Here is a 16,592-nt window from a genome sequence, read left to right as displayed (position 1 = left end):
ATGGCGTTCGTTTGGACCAAACAGTCGATCCTATTCGCCCATATATTCGCGCAAGGCTTCCGGCGGATGGTTCTCGCCGATCGACATTGCCAGAATGCGCGAAATGTGCCGGCGCGGCAGCCCGGTTTCCGCCGCCCAGGCGTTTATCTGCACTTGGATCTTGCCCAAATCCTTCTTCGATGTCGGGCTCTGCGCGAGGTCGAGCCCGGCGTCGCGCAGCGCTGCCGCCATGTCGGCCGAGACGATGAAGGCGTCCCACTCCAGCCAGCGCAGAAAATACTGGCCGGTATTGCCGCCGAGCCGGCTGCCATGCTTGCCGAGATAGGCCATCAATCCGACCTGGTCATCCGCCGGCCAATTGCCCAGGAACTTGCCGAAGCTGCCATGCTCCTTCGACACGCGCTCGACGAAGGCTGCGTTGTCACGTACGGATTTGATCTTCTGCGGATTGCGGACGATGCGCTTGTCGGCTGTGAGATCGTGCCAGAAATCGTCAGGCTGGAACAGCAGCCGCTTCGGCTCGAAGCCAAGAAATGCTTCCTCGAAACCCGGCCATTTCTGCTCGATGACGCGCCAGACAAAGCCGGCGGCAAAAACCCGCTCGGCCATGGTCGACAGGATCCGGTCGTCCGCAATCTTTGCCACCGCGGCATTGTCGGGCATAGGACCCAGCAGCGACGTCAGCGCTGCCTCACCGCCTTTGCGCTTCGCTGCACGGGCGCGAATTTTCTGAAAATCCACCATTGTTTCCTGACCCCATCGCGTCAATCTACCACTTCCCGTATGAACCGGCAGCTTCTACCTCATCGCTGACGACGGAGGCGACGATGAACAAAACGATCGAGGACCTGGCAAGCCGCTGGCTGAAGCGAAAGCCGGACGGCCTCAGCGCGCTCGAAAGCCGGGTACTGCAATCTACGCTCGAGCGCACCACGATCTCCAAGGACACCAACAAGGCCGTCGCCTTTCACCAGACGTTTGGAGATCGCCTGGCCGACACCATCGCCCGGATCGGCGGCTCGTGGTCCTTCATCCTGGCATTCATTGGCTTCCTGATCCTGTGGACGGCAGGCAATGTCTGGCTCTTGTCGCGCGCCGCCTTCGATCCCTATCCCTTCATCTTCCTCAATCTCGTGCTTTCCATGGTCGCTGCCCTGCAGGCGCCAGTGATCATGATGGCGCAGAACCGCCAGACGGAGCGCGATCGTATCGACGCCGCCCACGACTATGAGGTCAATCTCAAAGCCGAGATCGAGATCATGGCGTTGCATGAAAAGCTCGACGAACTGCGCCACAGCCAGATCATCGGCATGCGAGACGAGATCGCCCGGCTGGCCGAGCAGGTGAAGCGCATCGACGACATTCTGTCGAAGCAGCGAACGTCTTCATGACGGAAGTCATCCATCGTCTCATTGAGCAATATGGATTGGTCGCGGTTTTTCTGGGCTGCGTCGCCGAGGGCGAAAGCGCCGCAATTCTTGGCGGTTTTTTTGCGCATCAGCACGTCTTCGTCCCGTGGCAGGCGTTTCTCGCAGCCGCGCTCGGCGCCTTCGGTGGCGACACGTTCTTCTTCATCTTGGGACGGAGCTTCGCCGACCATAAATTCGTGATCAGGCTCCGAGCCCGGCCGGGCTTCAGCCACGCCTACCGCCTTGTCACCTCTCATCCCAACATTTTCGTGCTGTCGAACCGTTACATCTATGGCTTGCGACTGGTCGGCGGAGTCGCGGCCGGGCTGTCGGGCATCGCCGCGGCGCGCTTCATCATCCTCAACGCCATCTCGTCGGTAGTCTGGGCGGCACTGTTCTGCACTGTCGGTTATGTCTTCGGGCTGGGCGCGGAGCACATCGTCGGCCAGGCGCTGGCCCGCCACGAGCGGTTGCTGATCGCTCTGGCAATCGGCCTCGTTGTGGCCATCCTCGGCTGGCTCGCGGCCCATATCGTCGCCAAGAAGGAACTCCACAAGGGAAGCTGATCGTCAATCAATGCCGAGCGCACGATCACCCTTCTCGAGGATCAGCGGAATGATCAGGTCTTCCTCGTCGGCAAGATGCCGGGTCAACATGGCGATCAGCCGGCTGTTCTCGTCAGCATAGGCATCGGCGGCGAAACGCTGCTTGTCTTGGCTCTCCTGAAGCGTGCGGATGAAGGCATTTGCCGCCTCGGCATTGCGCTCCAGTCCCTCATGGATTGTGTGGTGATCGGCATCGAGAATCTCGAAGCCGCGCTTCAGACGGGTCTCGGCCCTGGCGAAGACCGGGAAATAATGATGGTCCTCGACATTGTGATGGCCGTCGAGATTGCCGAGGAAATGGTTGAGGCGCGGCGCGAACCAGCGCGCGAATTCCGGCGCGTTCAGCCTACCTTCTCGATAATCGCCGATACCATTGGTGAGCATGCCGCCAAGCTCGCGGAACATATCGTGCCGCTGCAGCCACATATTGGCCACGCCGTGGATGTTGGCATGCGCCTGCCAGACCTCGCGTGGAAATTTTTCAACCAGCCAGCGAAGATCGTCCGGCAGGCCCTCACGTTCGAGCAGCAGAAATCCGGCGGTATCGGCCATATCGGTCTCCTCAGACCATGATCCCGAAAAGTGGTACCGGTTTTCGGAAAATATCATGGTCAAAACGAGAAATGCAGTGACGACATGTAGTGTCTGAAACCTCAGATCGGTACCCCGAGGATCCGCTCGATGACGGCGACGCCCCAGACGCCGGCAGCGATCACCACCGAAATCAGCACCGCCAGCGAACCGCAATCCTTGGCCAGTTGGATATCGATGTTGAATTCGCGGCTGAACGCGTCGCATGCCGCCTCGATGCCGGTGTTCAACACCTCGATCATGATCATGAGCAGCACCGCGCCGATCAGCAACGCATAGCCGCGCCACGATTCCGAAAGGAACCAGCCGAGCGGCAAGGCAAGCACGAGCAGTGTCAGCTCCAGCTGGAAGGCCTCCTCGCCGGCCGCCAGTTTGCGAAACGCCCGCACCGAATTGTAAAAAGCGTCGATCAGCCGCTGCATGCCAAAACCCTTCGGAATCACCGGCAGGGGATTAGCGCAATGGCTGGACCAAGGGAATAAGGCGACCCCTTCAAAAATCAGTCGCCTGCCACCTTGATCGACGGTGTCGACTTCTCGAACTGCGGCAGCCCGTCATCGATGGCGTAATAATCGCCCTTGTCGCCGACGAAGATATGGCATTCTCCTTGAAGCCCGGTTGGCGCGTCGAACAGCCCTGCCATGACCGAAACATAGCCCTCATCGCTCGGCTTCCAGAACAGCAGAGAGCCGCATGTCTTGCAGAAGCCGCGTCTGGCGAACGGAGAAGCCTCGTACCAGGTGATGCTCTCCGCGCCGGTGATTGTGATGTCGCGGTCGGCAACATTGGTCGCCGAATAAAAATGCCCGCTCTGCTTCCGGCACTGCGAGCAATGGCAGTAGACGACACCGCGTAGCGGTCCTCGTGTCTGGAATCGCACTGCCCCGCACAAGCATGATCCGGTGTGACTGTCAGCCATGTCGGCCTCCCGATGCAATTGCCATCGCCTGGCAGGATTCCAGTTTTGCGCGCGTTAGGCACGAGCAAATGCGACACCGGCGGGATTGAATAGAAAAAGCGCCGGTTTTCGCCCGGCGCTTCTTCAATGACATCACAGTTCAGATCGTATCAGCCGTTGACGGCCTGCTTGTGCTGCACCGGATGGGTCTTCTTGAGCAGATCGGAGACCAGGAACGCCAACTCGATCGCCTGGTCAGCGTTGAGGCGCGGATCGCAATGGGTGTGGTAGCGATCCTGCAGCTCTTCGGCGGTGATGGCGCGGGCGCCACCGGTGCATTCCGTGACGTTCTTGCCGGTCATCTCGACATGGATGCCGCCCGGATGCGTGCCTTCGGCGCGGTGCACCTCGAAGAAGGTCTGCACTTCCTTCAGGATGCGGTCGAACGGCCGTGTCTTGTAGCCGGCGGCCTCGATGGTGTTGCCATGCATCGGGTCCGACGACCACACCACGCTGCGGCCTTCCTTCTGCACCGCGCGCACCAGCTTCGGCAAATGATCGGCGACCTTTTCGGAACCGAAGCGCGCGATCAGCGTCAGCCGTCCCGGCTCGTTCTCCGGATTGAGCAGGTCGATGAGCTGCAAGAGGCCATCCGGCGACAGCGACGGACCACATTTCAGGCCGAGCGGGTTCTTGATGCCACGGCAGTATTCGACATGGGCATGGTCGGGCTGGCGCGTGCGATCGCCGATCCAGATCATGTGGCCAGAGGTGGCGTACCAGTCGCCCGAAGTCGAATCGACGCGAGTCAGTGCCTCTTCATAACCGAGCAGCAGCGCCTCATGACTGGTATAAAAGTCGGTCTCGCGCAGCGCGTAATTGGTCTCCGAGGTGATGCCGACGGCCTTCATGAAGTCCATCGTCTCGGTGATGCGGTTGGCGAGCGACTCGTATTTCTCCCCCTGCGGGCTGTCGGACACGAAGCCAAGCATCCATTGATGCACGTTCTCCAGGCTGGCGTAGCCACCTTGGGCGAAGGCACGCAAAAGGTTGAGCGTCGCCGCCGACTGGCGGTACGCCATCTCCTGTCTTGCAGGATCGGGAATGCGCGACTTGGCGTCGAACTCGATGCCGTTAATGATGTCGCCGCGATAGCTCGGCAGCGTCACGCCGCCCTTGGTCTCATTGTCGGATGAGCGCGGCTTGGCGAACTGGCCGGCGACACGGCCGACCTTCACCACCGGCTGGGCGCCGGCGAAGGTCAGCACCACCGACATCTGCAAGAAGACGCGGAAGAAGTCGCGGATATTGTCGGCGCCGTGCTCGGCGAAGCTCTCGGCGCAATCGCCGCCCTGCAGAAGGAATGCGTCACCGGCAGCGACGGCTGCAAGCTGCTTCTTCAGCTTGCGTGCCTCACCTGCAAAAACCAACGGCGGAAACGTGGCAAGCTGGGCTTCCGTGTTCCTCAGCGCGGCAAGGTCCGGATAGGCTGGAACCTGCTGGATCGGCTTAGCTCTCCACGAATTCGGCGACCATTTCGTCATCGAAGCACCTAACGCTCTTTCACACGGACGCCATCGCCCGCCAATCCGCCCCATATGGGGTCGCGGCTCCATACACGAAGCCGATTTCCTATTCTAGACCGGAAGTGGTCGCGTGGCGAATGAGCACGGCACTGCGAAAGTGCCGGTGCGGCTGTGCCCAGAGCACCAGCGACGCGCTGCTACGCCGCCTTCTCCACCAGCCGCGCCAGCTGCGTCATGACAACCGCTGAGCCAGCCAGCCGCTTCTCGGGCGTCGCCCAGTCACGGCTGAAGACGACGCTCTGGTCGGGTCGGATCTTGGCCAGCGAGCCTTGTTCGCCGATGAGCTTGACCAGCCCGACCGGATTGGGGAATTCCCGCTTGCGGAAATGGATGACGACGCCTTTCGGCCCGGCGTCGAGCTTCTCCACGTTGGCCTTGCGGCAAAGCGCCTTGATGAAGACGATCTTCAACAGATGCTTTACCTCTTCCGGCAGCGGCCCGAACCGGTCGATCAGCTCGGCGCCGAAAGCATCGATCTCTTCCGTATTTTCGAGATCGCCAAGACGGCGATAGAGCGCCAGCCTGAGCTGCAGATCCGGGACGTAGCTTTCCGGGATCATCACCGCCGTGCCGACGGCGATCTGCGGCGACCAGCCGCCGTCCTGCACCTCGCCGGAATCCTTCACTTCGGCCACCGCCTCCTCCAGCATCTGCTGGTAGAGCTCGAAACCGACCTCCTTGATGTGGCCCGACTGCTCTTCGCCAAGCAGATTGCCGGCGCCGCGGATGTCGAGGTCGTGGCTGGCCAGCTGGAAACCGGCGCCTAGCGTATCGAGCGACTGCAGCACTTTCAGCCGACGCTCGGCTGTATCGGTTAGCTTGCGGTTGGCGGGCAGCGTGAACAGCGCATAGGCGCGCACCTTCGAACGGCCGACGCGGCCACGCAACTGATAGAGCTGCGACAGGCCGAACATGTCGGCGCGATGCACGATCAGCGTGTTGGCGGTCGGTATATCGAGGCCGGATTCGACGATTGTGGTCGACAAAAGCACGTCGTACTGGCCGTCATAAAAGGCATTCATGATATCGTCGAGCTCGCGGGGCGGCATCTGGCCATGGGCCACCGCCACTTTCAGCTCAGGTACAGATTCGCGCAGAAAATCATGGATTTCCGCGAGATCGCTGATGCGCGGTACGACGTAGAAGGAATGGCCGCCGCGGTAGCGTTCTCTGAGCAGCGTCTCGCGGATGACCAGCGGATCGAAGGGCGAGATGAAGGTGCGCACCGCCAGGCGGTCGACCGGCGGCGTAGCGATCAGCGACAACTCGCGCACGCCGGTCAAGGCAAGCTGCAGCGTGCGTGGGATCGGCGTCGCCGACAAAGTCAGAACGTGGACGTCGGTCTTGAGATCCTTCAGCCGCTCCTTGTGCTTGACGCCGAAATGCTGCTCCTCATCGATGATCAGCAGACCAAGATTCTTGAACGAGATCGAGGAGCCGAGCAGTGCATGCGTGCCGACGACGATATCGATCTGGCCTTCGGCGATGCCCTTCTTGGTCTCCGCCAATTCCTTGGCGCCGACCAGCCGCGAGGCCTGGGCGACGCGGATCGGCAGGCCGGAGAAGCGCTGCGAGAAGGTCTTGAAATGCTGGCGCGACAACAATGTCGTCGGCACCACTATGGCCACCTGAAAGCCTTCCATCGCCCCAATGAAGGCGGCGCGAAGTGCAACTTCGGTCTTGCCGAAGCCGACATCGCCGCAGATCAGCCGGTCCATCGGCTTTCCGGCGCCTAGATCATCCATGACCGAATCGATCGCCGTCTGCTGGTCATCGGTCTCCTCATAGGGAAAACGCGCTGCAAACTCGCCATAGAGGCCTTCCGCCGGCACCAACGCCGGCGCGGCCCGCATCTGTCGCTCGGCCGCGATGCGGATCAGTTGCCCGGCCATGTCGAGCAGGCGCTTCTTCAGCCGCGCCTTGCGCGATTGCCAGGCGCCGCCGCCAAGCTTGTCGAGCGTCGCCTCGGCCGAATCCGAGCCATAGCGCGACAGCAGCTCGATGTTTTCCACCGGCAAGAATAGCCGATCGTCGCCGGCATAGTGGATTTCGAGGCAATCGTGCGGCGCACCGACCGCCTCGATGGTGCGCAGCCCGATGAAGCGGCCAATGCCATGGTCGGCATGGACGACGATATCGCCTGAAGACAATGCCGAAGCCTCGGCGATGAAGTCGGACGCGCGCTTCTTGCGCTTCGAGCGCCGGATCAGCCGGTCGCCGAGAATGTCCTGCTCGGCGACGACGACCAGTTTCTCAGTCTCGAAGCCGGATTCGAGCGGCAGCACGGCCAGTCCCGCCTGCCCTGGCTCAAGCCTTTCGGCTTCGGCAAGCGTCGCCACCGGCTTCAGATTGCCAAGGTGATGCTCGACCAGGATCTGGCCGAGCCGGTCGAGCGAACCTTCAGTCCAGCCGGCGACGACGACACGGCGGCGTCCAGCGCGCTCGTCGGAAATGTGTTTTACGACGACGTCGAAAACGTTGGCGTTAGGATCGGCGCGTTCCTCGACGAAGCTGCGGCCGTGGCGCGAGCCGGCATGGAACACCTTTTTCGCGCCGGCATCGGGCGCGTCGAAGGCCGTGAAATCTATCGCCTCGCGCGGGCCAAGCGAGGCAATCAGGTTCTCGGGCGACAGATAGAGCAGATCCGGCGGCACCGGCTTGTAGGGCACCGCGTCCTTCAAGGCGCCGTCGGCCTGCTTCTTGCGCGCTTCGTAGTGGTCGAGGATCAGAGTGTGGCGCTCGGCCAGTGCCTCATGCGCCAGATGGTCGAAAACCACAGGCGCATCGGGCAGGTAGTCGAAGACGGTTTCCAGCCGCTCATAGAAGAACGGCAGCCAGTGCTCCATGCCGGCAAACCGCCTGCCCTCGCTGACCGCCGCATAGAGCCCATCGTCGCGGGAGGGCGCGCCAAAGGCTTCGATGTAGGCGCGGCGGAAGCGGCTGATGGTTTCCGGCGTCAGCGCCACCTCGCTCATCGCCTGCAGCGCCATCGATTTGCGTTGGCCGATGGTGCGCTGGGTTGCGGTGTCGAAGACGCGGATCGATTCCAGCGTATCGCCGAAGAAATCGAGGCGCAGTGCCTCCGTCCAGCCGGGCGCGAAGAGATCGAGAATGCCGCCGCGCACCGCAAATTCGCCGATGCCGCGCACTGTCGGCACTCGCTCGAAGCCGGAATTCTCCAGCCGCGACACCAGCACGTTCATGTCTATCTGGTTGCCGGGTTTGGCGTGGAAGGTCTGCGCCTCGACGAGTTCAGCCGGCGGAATGCGTTGCAACAGCGCATTCGCAGTGGTGAGGACGACGGCGCGGTGCGGCTTCTTCGCCAGCGCAATCATTGCGGCCAGTGCATCGAGCCGCCTTGCGGCGGCATCGGCGCCGGGCGAGACGCGGTCGTAAGGCAGGCAGTCCCAGGCCGGCAGTTCCAGCACCGGCAGGCCCGGCGCCGCAAAGGCAAGCGCCTCGACGATCGCCGGCAGACGCTGGCCGTCGCGCGCCACGAACAGCACCGGCTTGTCGGGGGCGATCTCGTGCGCAGCCTGCACCAGCGCAAAGGCTTCGTAGCCGTCGGCGACGCCATCGACGATGAACTGGCCGGCGCGGCCTTTCGGCAGACCGATCGTAGGGATAAGGCTCATGGCTACACGTTGTTCAGAAGGTCATCTCCCGGCGCGAAGCCAGGATTTTTTGCAGGACGGCACAGTCGATATCCGCCGGAACCGGGCGTTCGCCAGTGACGAGAGGCAGGAATTCGGTGTCGGGAATGTCGAGGAGCCTCTCATATTGGTCGATCTCGTCGTCGGTCAAGGCGCCGATCTCGGCGTCGGCGAAGCTGCCGAGTATAAGGTCCATCTCGCGCATGCCGCGGTGCCACGAACGAAACAGAAGCTTGCGGCGGCGGGCATCGAGCCCCTCGCTTGATCGTTTCGTTCCGGTCATCTTGCAACATCCTTGCCCAGGCGGCGCATATAGCGTGGATAGAAGGCGGTGTCAGCCTTGCGCTACAGTCGCCGCAACATAAGCTGACATCATGCGTCCCTCCCTCCTCGATCCGCTGTTTGTCCCGATCACCTCGCTTGCCGGGGTCGGGCCAAAAGTTGGCGCCCTGATCGAAAAAGTCGTAGCAGCCGACCTCGGCGACCGGGCCGCGCGCGCCGGGGATCTCTTGTTCGTGCTGCCGCATACCGTCATCGATCGCCGCAACCGGCCTGGCATCGCCGGCTCGGCGGAAGGCGCCATCGTTACGCTCGACGTCCGCATCGACCGCCACCAGCCGCCGCCGCGCGGCAACAGGTCGGTACCCTACCGGGTCTACGCCCATGACGACACCGGCGAAATCGCGCTGACCTTCTTCCATGCCCATGCCGCCTATCTCGAAAAGGCGATGCCCGTAGGCGAGCATGTCGTCGTCTCCGGCCGCATGGAATGGTTCAACGGCCGCCCGACCATGGTTCACCCCGACCATATCGCACTTGCCGGCGACGCGGAAAACCTGCCGCTGGTCGAGCCGGTCTATCCGCTGACCGCCGGGCTCTCGGGCAAGGTGCTGCGCCGGGCCATCGGCCAGGCGCTGGCCCGCCTGCCGGTGCTGCCCGAATGGCAGGACGGTGAGTTCCGGCGCCGCCATGCCTTTCCTGCTTTCAGCGATGCGCTCAACCGCATCCACAATCCTGCCGACCCGATCGACGTCTCTGTCGACGGCGCAGCGTGGCGGCGCCTTGCCTATGACGAGTTCTTGGCCGGCCAGGTATCGCTGGCGCTGGTGCGGGCCAAGGTCCGCCGATTATCTGGCCGGCCACTTGTCGGCGACGGCCGCATAGTCGAACAACTGCGCGTGGCACTCCCCTATTCGCTGACCATGTCGCAGGAAATGGCGCTTGCCGAAATCAACGCCGATCTCGGTGACCCCGAACGCATGCTGCGCCTTTTGCAGGGCGATGTCGGCTCAGGCAAGACGGTGGTCGCGCTGCTTGCCATGGCGCGTGCCGTCGAGGCCGGCGGCCAGGCGGCATTGATGGCGCCGACCGAAATCCTGGCGCGCCAGCATCTGGCAACGATTGCGCCGTTGGCGGAACGGGCCGGCCTGCGTGTCGCCGTCCTCACAGGTCGCGAAAAGGGCCGCGAGCGTGCCGACACGCTGACCGGGCTGGCCAATGGTGACATCGACATTGTCGTCGGCACCCATGCGCTGTTCCAGGAAACGGTGACGTTCCGTGACCTCGTGTTCGCCGTCGTCGACGAGCAGCACCGTTTCGGTGTCCACCAGCGCCTTGCGATCACCGCCAAGGGCGACGCGCCCGACATGCTGGTGATGACGGCAACGCCGATACCGCGGACGCTGGTGCTGACTGCATTCGGCGACATGGATGTGTCGAAGCTGACGGAAAAGCCGGCCGGCCGCCAGCCGATCCGCACCGTCACCTTGCCGCTTGAACGGCTCGACGAACTGATCGGACGCATGCTCGACGCCGTCGCCGATGGCCAGAAAATCTACTGGATCTGTCCGCTGGTCGAGGAATCCGAGGAGATCAAGCTGATGTCGGCCGAGGACCGTTTTGCCTCGCTGAAGCCGCTGTTCGGCGACCGCGTCGGCCTGGTGCATGGTCGCATGAAAGGCGCCGACAAGGACGAGGCGATGCGCGCCTTTAAGCAGGGCGACACCCGTATCCTGATCGCCACCACCGTCATCGAGGTCGGCGTCGATGTGGCGGACGCGACAATCATGGTCATCGAGCATGCCGAGCGTTTTGGCCTCGCCCAACTGCACCAATTGCGCGGCCGGGTCGGGCGTGGCGACAAGCCTTCATCGTGCGTGCTGCTCTACAAGGATCCGCTCGGCGAGACGGCAAAACGCCGTTTGTCGGTAATGCGCGAGACCGAGGACGGCTTCCGTATCGCCGAAGAGGATCTGAAGCTGCGCGGCGAAGGCGAGTTGCTCGGCACCCGCCAGTCCGGCACGCCGGGCTTCCAGGTGGCGCGCATCGAGGCGCATGCCGACCTGCTCGAGGCCGCTCGCGACGATGCGCGGCTGATCCTGTCGCGCGATCCGGAATTGCAGTCCGAACGCGGCACGGCGCTGCGCCTGTTGCTCTATCTGTTCGGCCGCGACGAGGCCGTGCGGCTCCTGCGTGCCGGCTGAGGCATCGTGTCGAGCGGAGGATTGGCAAGCGCGCCGTGGATCTGCTCGCCGTTCACCGTCACCATTTTGACCGCCGGCGCCACCAAGCCGGCCGACACGATCAGCTTGGCTCCGTCCTCGATTGTCATGTCGAGCAGCACAATGTCGGATTTCGGCACATACATCAGAAAGCCCGTCGTCGGGTTGGGCGTACATGGCATGAATACGGCAATCAGCGGATCGCCTTCCCGGTCGAGCTTCTGGTTGATCTCGGTTTCCTTCTCGCTGGCGACGAAGACCAGCGACCAGACCCCTTTGCGCGGATATTCGACCAACCCGACCTGGCGGAACATGTCGCCCTTGTTCGACAGCACGGTCTCGAAAATCTGCTTCAGCGAACGGTAGATGCCGCGCACCAGCGGCATGCGGCCAAGCAGGCGCTCGCCGAAGTTGACGATGGCGCGGCCAACGATATTGGCGGTCATAAAGCCGATGAAGGTGATGAGGATCAAGGCAACGATCAGCCCAAAACCCGGCACTGGAAACGGGAGGTACGTGTCCGGATTGTAGCGTACCGGAATGTAGGGTTTCACCCAGGAATCGACCCAGCCGATCAGCGACCAGGCAATGTAGGCAGTAATCGCCAGCGGCGCGCAAACGACGAAGCCGGTCAGGAAATAGTTTCTCAGCCGGGTCATGCCTGAGGTCTTGAGAGCATCCGACATGGTTCACCGCAGCGTGTGTTTGCAGCGCGACACTACTGAACCCCAAGGCGCTTTGGAATGGCGAAGTTTTTAAAAGATCAACTATGCCGCGGCTTCCAGCGGTTCGATCTTCTCGAGCTCCGGTGCGAGTTTCTTCGCCTCGGTTTCAAGTTCATAAGCCTGCTGAAAATTCATCCAGAATTCCGGCGTGGTGTTGAAGAACCTGGCGAGGCGAAGCGCGGTATCAGGAGTCAGGCCGATCTCTTCCTTGGCAATGCGTTCGATACGGGTACGAGGAAGATTGAGCTTCTTCGCCAGCGCACCGGCACTCATACCGAGCGGGACGAGATATTCCTCGCGCAGGAACTCTCCGGGGTGAATTGGACGAACGAACTTGAGCATGGTTCAGAGACCTCAAGGGTTTAGGGCAAGTGCCCGCTCAATGGTAGTCGACGATCTCCACCTCTTCGGCGCCAGCGTTGGTCCATTTGAAGCAGATACGCCATTGGTCGTTGATACGAATTGAATGCTGCCCAGCTCTGCTCCCTTTCAGGGCTTCAAGGCGATTTCCGGGTGGCGATCGAAGGTCGTTCAATTGTGCGGCGTTTTCGTTCGCTCGAAGACGACGTTCGCCGCGGGCAACCAGATCCGGTGGAAAACCTTTCGGTGCCTTCCCCTCGGCAACCGCTTCCACCGCTTTGCCTTTGAACGAAACGATCAACTTCTGCCCTCGTCTTGTATCATACATTGATACAAGACAGGGTGCAAGAAATATGTATCAATAACTGATACTAAATTGTCGTTGGACCCTATCGGTAGCCGTTTGGAACCGATCATTCCACCGTTACCGATTTCGCCAGGTTGCGAGGCTGGTCGACATCCGTGCCCATGAACACGGCGGTGAAATAGGCGAGCATCTGGATCGGCAGCGCGTAGATGATCGGCGAGATGATTTCCGGCACGTCCGGCAAAACGATCGTCTCCATCGTCTTCACCGTAGCGTGTGCGGCGCCCTTGCTGTCGGTGATCAGGATGATCTTGCCGCCGCGTGCCGCGACCTCCTGCATGTTCGACACGGTCTTTTCGAAGATGCGGTCATGCGGCGCGATGACGATGACGGGCATGTTCTCGTCGATCAGCGCGATCGGGCCGTGTTTCAACTCGCCGGCAGCATAGCCTTCGGCATGGATGTAGGAGATCTCCTTGAGCTTCAGCGCACCTTCCATGGCCAGCGGAAAATTGGTGTCGCGGCCGAGATAAAGCACATTCTTGTAGTGCGAGAGGTCGCGCGCGACCTTTTCGATCTGCCCGTCGAGCTTTAGCACCTGGTTCGCATAACGCGGCGCTTCCGACAGCTCGCGTATCAGCGTTTTCTCCTGCTCCTGCGAAATCGTTCCGCGCGCCACGCCCGCCCGCACCGCCAGCGAGGCCAGCACGGAAAGTTGGCAGGTGAACGCCTTGGTCGAAGCGACGCCGATCTCCGGGCCGGCCAACGTCGGCAGGATGACGTCGGATTCGCGCGCCATGGTCGATTCGCGCACATTGACGACCGCGCCGATCTTCATGCCGGCCTTGCGGCAGTAGCGCAGCGACGCCAGCGTGTCGGCGGTCTCACCCGATTGCGAGATGAAGAAAGCGGCATCGTTCTTCGACAGCGGCATCTCGCGATAGCGGAACTCCGAAGCGACATCGATGTCGACCGGCAGCCGCGCATAGCGCTCGAACCAGTATTTGCTGATCAGCCCGGCGAGATAGGCGGTGCCGCAGGCCGAGATCGCCAGCCGGTCGATCTTGGCGAAATCGAACGGCAGGTCGAGCGGCTTCGAGACGCCGCTGACGAAATCAACATAATGCGCCAGCGTGTGCGAGATCACTTCCGGCTGCTCATGGATTTCCTTTTCCATGAAATGGCGGCGGTTGCCTTTGTCGACCATGAAGCTCGTGCTGAGCGACTGTTGGCGTTTGCGGTCGACCTTGTTGCCGCCCATGTCGAAGATATCGACCTCGTTGCGGCGCACCACCGCCCAGTCGCCGTCTTCCAGATAGGTGATCGAATTGGTGAAAGGGGCAAGCGCAATGGCGTCGGAGCCAAGGAACATCTGGCCATCGCCATGACCGACGGCGAGCGGCGGGCCGTTGCGGGCGCCGACGATCAGATCCTCGTCGCCCTTGAACATGATGGCGAGCGCAAAGGCGCCTTCCAGCCGCTTCAGCGCCTTGTGCGCCGCCTCAACCGGCTTCAGCCCCTTGGCCAGTTCGCGCGCCACCAAATGAGCGACGACTTCGGTATCGGTCTGCGAGGCGAAACTGTAGCCGTCGCGCATCAGCTCGTCGCGCAATTCGGCGAAATTCTCGATGATGCCGTTATGGACGATGGCGACGCCGTCGGAAAAATGCGGATGCGCATTGCTCTCGTTCGGAACGCCATGTGTGGCCCAGCGCGTGTGGCCGATGCCGATCATGCCGTCGAGCGGTTCGTCCTTCAGCCGGCGCTCGAGATTGACCAGCTTGCCCTCGGCGCGGCGGCGGTCAAGCCTGCCGTGCTCGATCGTGGCGACGCCGGCCGAGTCATAGCCGCGATATTCGAGCCTTTTCAGCGCATCGACGATAAGCGGCGCGACCGGCGAGTTACCGACAATTCCAACGATACCGCACATGGCGCTTGCCCCCGATTCCGACCTCAAACCCGGCGCTATTTAGAGACTGCCGGGCTGTCGCGAAAAATCACATTCCATTTCGTCCGGTATCAGCCGGACTATCCTGCACAGATGCACCATGACAGCGCGCACTTGCAATCCGGTTACTGCAATTGCTCAGTTTCTCCGCTTATGTATCCTATCTCGGCTCAACGGCTCCAGAAATCAGTCAAAGACATGATGCGGCTATGAACGAACGAATTGACACGGTGACGCTTTGGCGTCCGGTTGGGCCCCGCGAACTGGAGTTGATCCAGAGGGCAGGATGCGCGCCTTTCCTCCTCGACTTGCCGATCAGCCGATCTTCTATCCGGTCACCAGCGAGGCCTATGCCACCCAGATCGCCCGAGACTGGAATGTGCCCGCGAGCGGATCAGGTTTCGTGACGCGTTTCGAGGTGCGTCGCAGCTTTCTGGACCGTTACAGCGTCCAGCATGCCGGCAGCCGGGCGCATCTGGAATACTGGATCCCGGCCGAAGACCTGTCGGCCTTCAACGATGCAATCGTTGGCGAAATCCAGCTTGTCGCCGAGTTCCGCTAGTCTACCCTTTTTTACGGGCCGCCGCGGCCTGAGAAAAACGCTCTCGCAACTCCTTGCCCTTGCCGGCTAGAGTCCGCTGGCGGGCGCGGCCGAAGGCCAGCGCATCGTCGGGTACGCTTTCGGTGATGACGCTGCCCGAGGCGATGTAGCCGCCCTTGCCGATCGACACCGGCGCCACCAGCGAGGAGTTCGAGCCTATGAAGGCGCCCTCGCCGATATCGGTGAAGAATTTCGAATAGCCGTCATAATTGCAGGTGATGGTGCCGGCGCCGATATTGGCACCGGCGCCGATGCGGGCATCGCCGATATAGGTCAGATGGTTGACCTTCGCGCCCTCCTCGACGATCGCCTGCTTGACCTCGCAGAAATTGCCGACCTTGGCCTTGTTTCTCAGATCGGCCCCGGGCCGCAGCCGCGCGAACGGCCCGACATCGCAATTCGACGCGATGGTGGCGCCTTCGATATGGCTGAAGGCATGGATCTTGGCGCCCGTCGCGATTTTCACGCCCGGTCCGAACCAGACATTGGGCTCGACGATCGTGTCGGCACCGATCTCGGTATCGTGCGAGAAGAACACGGTTTCGGGCGCGATCAGCGTAACGCCGGAACGCATCGCCTCGCGCCGGCGGCGCGCCTGCCAGATACCTTCCGCCTGGGCAAGCTCGGCACGGTTGTTGATGCCGAGCGCGTTCTCGAAACTTGCTTCGGTGGCGACCACATCAAAACCCTGCGCAGCGGCGATCCCGACGATGTCGGTGAGATAATACTCGCCCTTGGCGTTCTTGCTGCCGACTTCATCGAGCAGCTTCAGCGCGTGCCTGCCGGCGACCGCCATCAGCCCGCCATTGCAGAAGGTGATTTTCTTCTCCTCGTCCGAGCAGTCCTTCTCCTCGCGGATGGCCACGAGCTTGCCGGCCTTTTCGATAAGCCGGCCGTAGCCCGAAGGATTTTCCGTACGGAAGCCGACCACGACGACGGCCGCACCTTCCGCCAGCTTCAGCCGCGCCGCCGCGAGCGCTTCCGGATCGATCAACGGCGTGTCGCCAAACATCACCAAGATGTCGTCATAACCTTTTGATATTGCTGCGCGTGCGGCAAGCACGGCGTGCGCGGTGCCGAGACGTTTTTCCTGAACGAAAGCCTCGGCCTTCGGCGCAAACTTGAGTGCGGCCTTGCGCATCTCATCGGCGCCATGGCCGATCACCAGCGCCAACTCGCCGCTGCCCGCGGCCTCGGCCGCCTTCACAACATGGGCAACCATCGGCAGGCCGGCGATTGTGTGCAGCACTTTCGGCACTGCACTCTTCATGCGCGTGCCTTCGCCGGCGGCGAGGATGATGGACAGGCAGGATCTCTGGCTCATGGGGACAGCAACCGTTGAAAGGGGTCTGGAATCGAAGCGTTAGCAGCACCGGCGCCATGCTGCACCAATGCGGTTAAATTCCGG

The 16,592-nt window shown here is 62.0% G+C and carries 15 protein-coding genes and 1 pseudogene; 4 read left to right on the top strand and 12 right to left on the bottom strand.

The genetic code is table 11. From position 1 onward, the window contains the following. Positions 1-30 precede the first annotated feature (30 nt). Positions 31-744 (bottom strand): DNA-3-methyladenine glycosylase I, encoded by a 714-nt coding sequence (locus NKJ91_RS11620; RefSeq protein ID WP_352455664.1) that lies wholly within the window; start codon positions 742-744, stop codon positions 31-33. 83 nt (positions 745-827) lie between these two features. Here NKJ91_RS11620 and NKJ91_RS11615 point away from each other — a divergent pair, with 83 nt between their 5' ends. Both NKJ91_RS11615 and NKJ91_RS11610 read left to right on the top strand, forming a co-directional pair. Continuing rightward, a complete protein-coding gene (locus NKJ91_RS11615; protein ID WP_023680015.1) occupies positions 828-1,391 on the top strand; it encodes a DUF1003 domain-containing protein in 564 nt (187 codons plus the stop codon). Then, a complete protein-coding gene (locus tag NKJ91_RS11610) occupies positions 1,388-1,975 on the top strand; it encodes a DedA family protein (protein ID WP_352455663.1) in 588 nt (195 codons plus the stop codon). Before NKJ91_RS11615 ends, NKJ91_RS11610 begins: the two co-directional genes overlap by 4 nt. Before the next feature lie 3 nt (positions 1,976-1,978). Here NKJ91_RS11610 and NKJ91_RS11605 read toward each other — a convergent pair whose 3' ends face one another. The 6 genes from NKJ91_RS11605 to NKJ91_RS11580 all read right to left on the bottom strand — a co-directional run bounded on the left by NKJ91_RS11605 (position 1,979) and on the right by NKJ91_RS11580 (position 9,025). Continuing rightward, complete coding sequence (locus NKJ91_RS11605; RefSeq protein WP_352455662.1) at positions 1,979-2,566, bottom strand: hemerythrin domain-containing protein; 588 nt, start codon at positions 2,564-2,566, stop codon at positions 1,979-1,981. A 101-nt stretch (positions 2,567-2,667) separates the two neighbouring features. Then, positions 2,668-3,027: a diacylglycerol kinase gene (locus NKJ91_RS11600; RefSeq protein WP_031212866.1), complete on the bottom strand. Its 360-nt coding sequence runs from the start codon at positions 3,025-3,027 to the stop codon at positions 2,668-2,670. 77 nt (positions 3,028-3,104) lie between these two features. Beyond that, on the bottom strand, positions 3,105-3,524 hold the full coding sequence (locus NKJ91_RS11595) for a GFA family protein (protein WP_352455661.1): 420 nt from the start codon (positions 3,522-3,524) through the stop codon (positions 3,105-3,107). Positions 3,525-3,673: 149 nt separating this feature from the next. Then, positions 3,674-5,047 carry a class II 3-deoxy-7-phosphoheptulonate synthase gene (locus NKJ91_RS11590; RefSeq protein WP_352455660.1) on the bottom strand — a complete coding sequence of 458 codons (1,374 nt, stop codon included), beginning with the start codon at positions 5,045-5,047 and terminating at the stop codon, positions 3,674-3,676. 179 nt (positions 5,048-5,226) lie between these two features. Then, a complete protein-coding gene (mfd, locus tag NKJ91_RS11585; protein ID WP_352455659.1) occupies positions 5,227-8,724 on the bottom strand; it encodes a transcription-repair coupling factor in 3,498 nt (1,165 codons plus the stop codon). 13 nt (positions 8,725-8,737) lie between these two features. Beyond that, positions 8,738-9,025, bottom strand: a complete 288-nt coding sequence (locus NKJ91_RS11580) for an FAD assembly factor SdhE (protein ID WP_352455658.1) — start codon at positions 9,023-9,025, stop codon at positions 8,738-8,740. Positions 9,026-9,116: 91 nt separating this feature from the next. On the opposite strand from NKJ91_RS11580, the gene recG reads away from it, so the two are divergent. Beyond that, positions 9,117-11,225 carry an ATP-dependent DNA helicase RecG gene (gene recG / locus NKJ91_RS11575; RefSeq protein ID WP_352455657.1) on the top strand — a complete coding sequence of 703 codons (2,109 nt, stop codon included), beginning with the start codon at positions 9,117-9,119 and terminating at the stop codon, positions 11,223-11,225. On the opposite strand, the gene NKJ91_RS11570 is transcribed toward recG, so the two are convergent. From NKJ91_RS11570 to glmS, 4 genes are all read right to left on the bottom strand, one after another. Continuing rightward, positions 11,177-11,929, bottom strand: a complete 753-nt coding sequence (locus tag NKJ91_RS11570; protein WP_023680026.1) for a DUF502 domain-containing protein — start codon at positions 11,927-11,929, stop codon at positions 11,177-11,179. The genes recG and NKJ91_RS11570 overlap by 49 nt on opposite strands. Positions 11,930-12,010: 81 nt before the next feature. Next, positions 12,011-12,310 (bottom strand): HigA family addiction module antitoxin, encoded by a 300-nt coding sequence (locus NKJ91_RS11565; protein WP_031212869.1) that lies wholly within the window; start codon positions 12,308-12,310, stop codon positions 12,011-12,013. 37 nt (positions 12,311-12,347) lie between these two features. Beyond that, on the bottom strand, positions 12,348-12,629 hold the full coding sequence (locus NKJ91_RS11560; RefSeq protein WP_023680028.1) for a type II toxin-antitoxin system RelE/ParE family toxin: 282 nt from the start codon (positions 12,627-12,629) through the stop codon (positions 12,348-12,350). 112 nt (positions 12,630-12,741) lie between these two features. Further along, positions 12,742-14,565, bottom strand: a complete 1,824-nt coding sequence (gene glmS / locus NKJ91_RS11555; protein ID WP_352455656.1) for a glutamine--fructose-6-phosphate transaminase (isomerizing) — start codon at positions 14,563-14,565, stop codon at positions 12,742-12,744. A 227-nt stretch (positions 14,566-14,792) separates the two neighbouring features. Here glmS and NKJ91_RS11550 point away from each other — a divergent pair. Then, positions 14,793-15,145, top strand: a pseudogene (locus NKJ91_RS11550) (ADP-ribosylation/crystallin J1). A gap of 1 nt (position 15,146) precedes the next feature. On the opposite strand, the gene glmU reads toward NKJ91_RS11550, so the two are convergent. Beyond that, entirely contained in the window at positions 15,147-16,508 is a 1,362-nt protein-coding gene (glmU, locus tag NKJ91_RS11545) for a bifunctional UDP-N-acetylglucosamine diphosphorylase/glucosamine-1-phosphate N-acetyltransferase GlmU (RefSeq protein ID WP_352455654.1), read from the bottom strand. Positions 16,509-16,592 lie beyond the last annotated feature (84 nt).

The sequence above is a fragment of the Mesorhizobium sp. M0040 genome, from assembly GCF_040323505.1.
GTDB lineage: Bacteria > Pseudomonadota > Alphaproteobacteria > Rhizobiales > Rhizobiaceae > Mesorhizobium.
The sequence above is the reverse complement of the archived record's forward strand: the minus strand, read 5'-3'. Positions and strand labels throughout refer to the sequence as shown.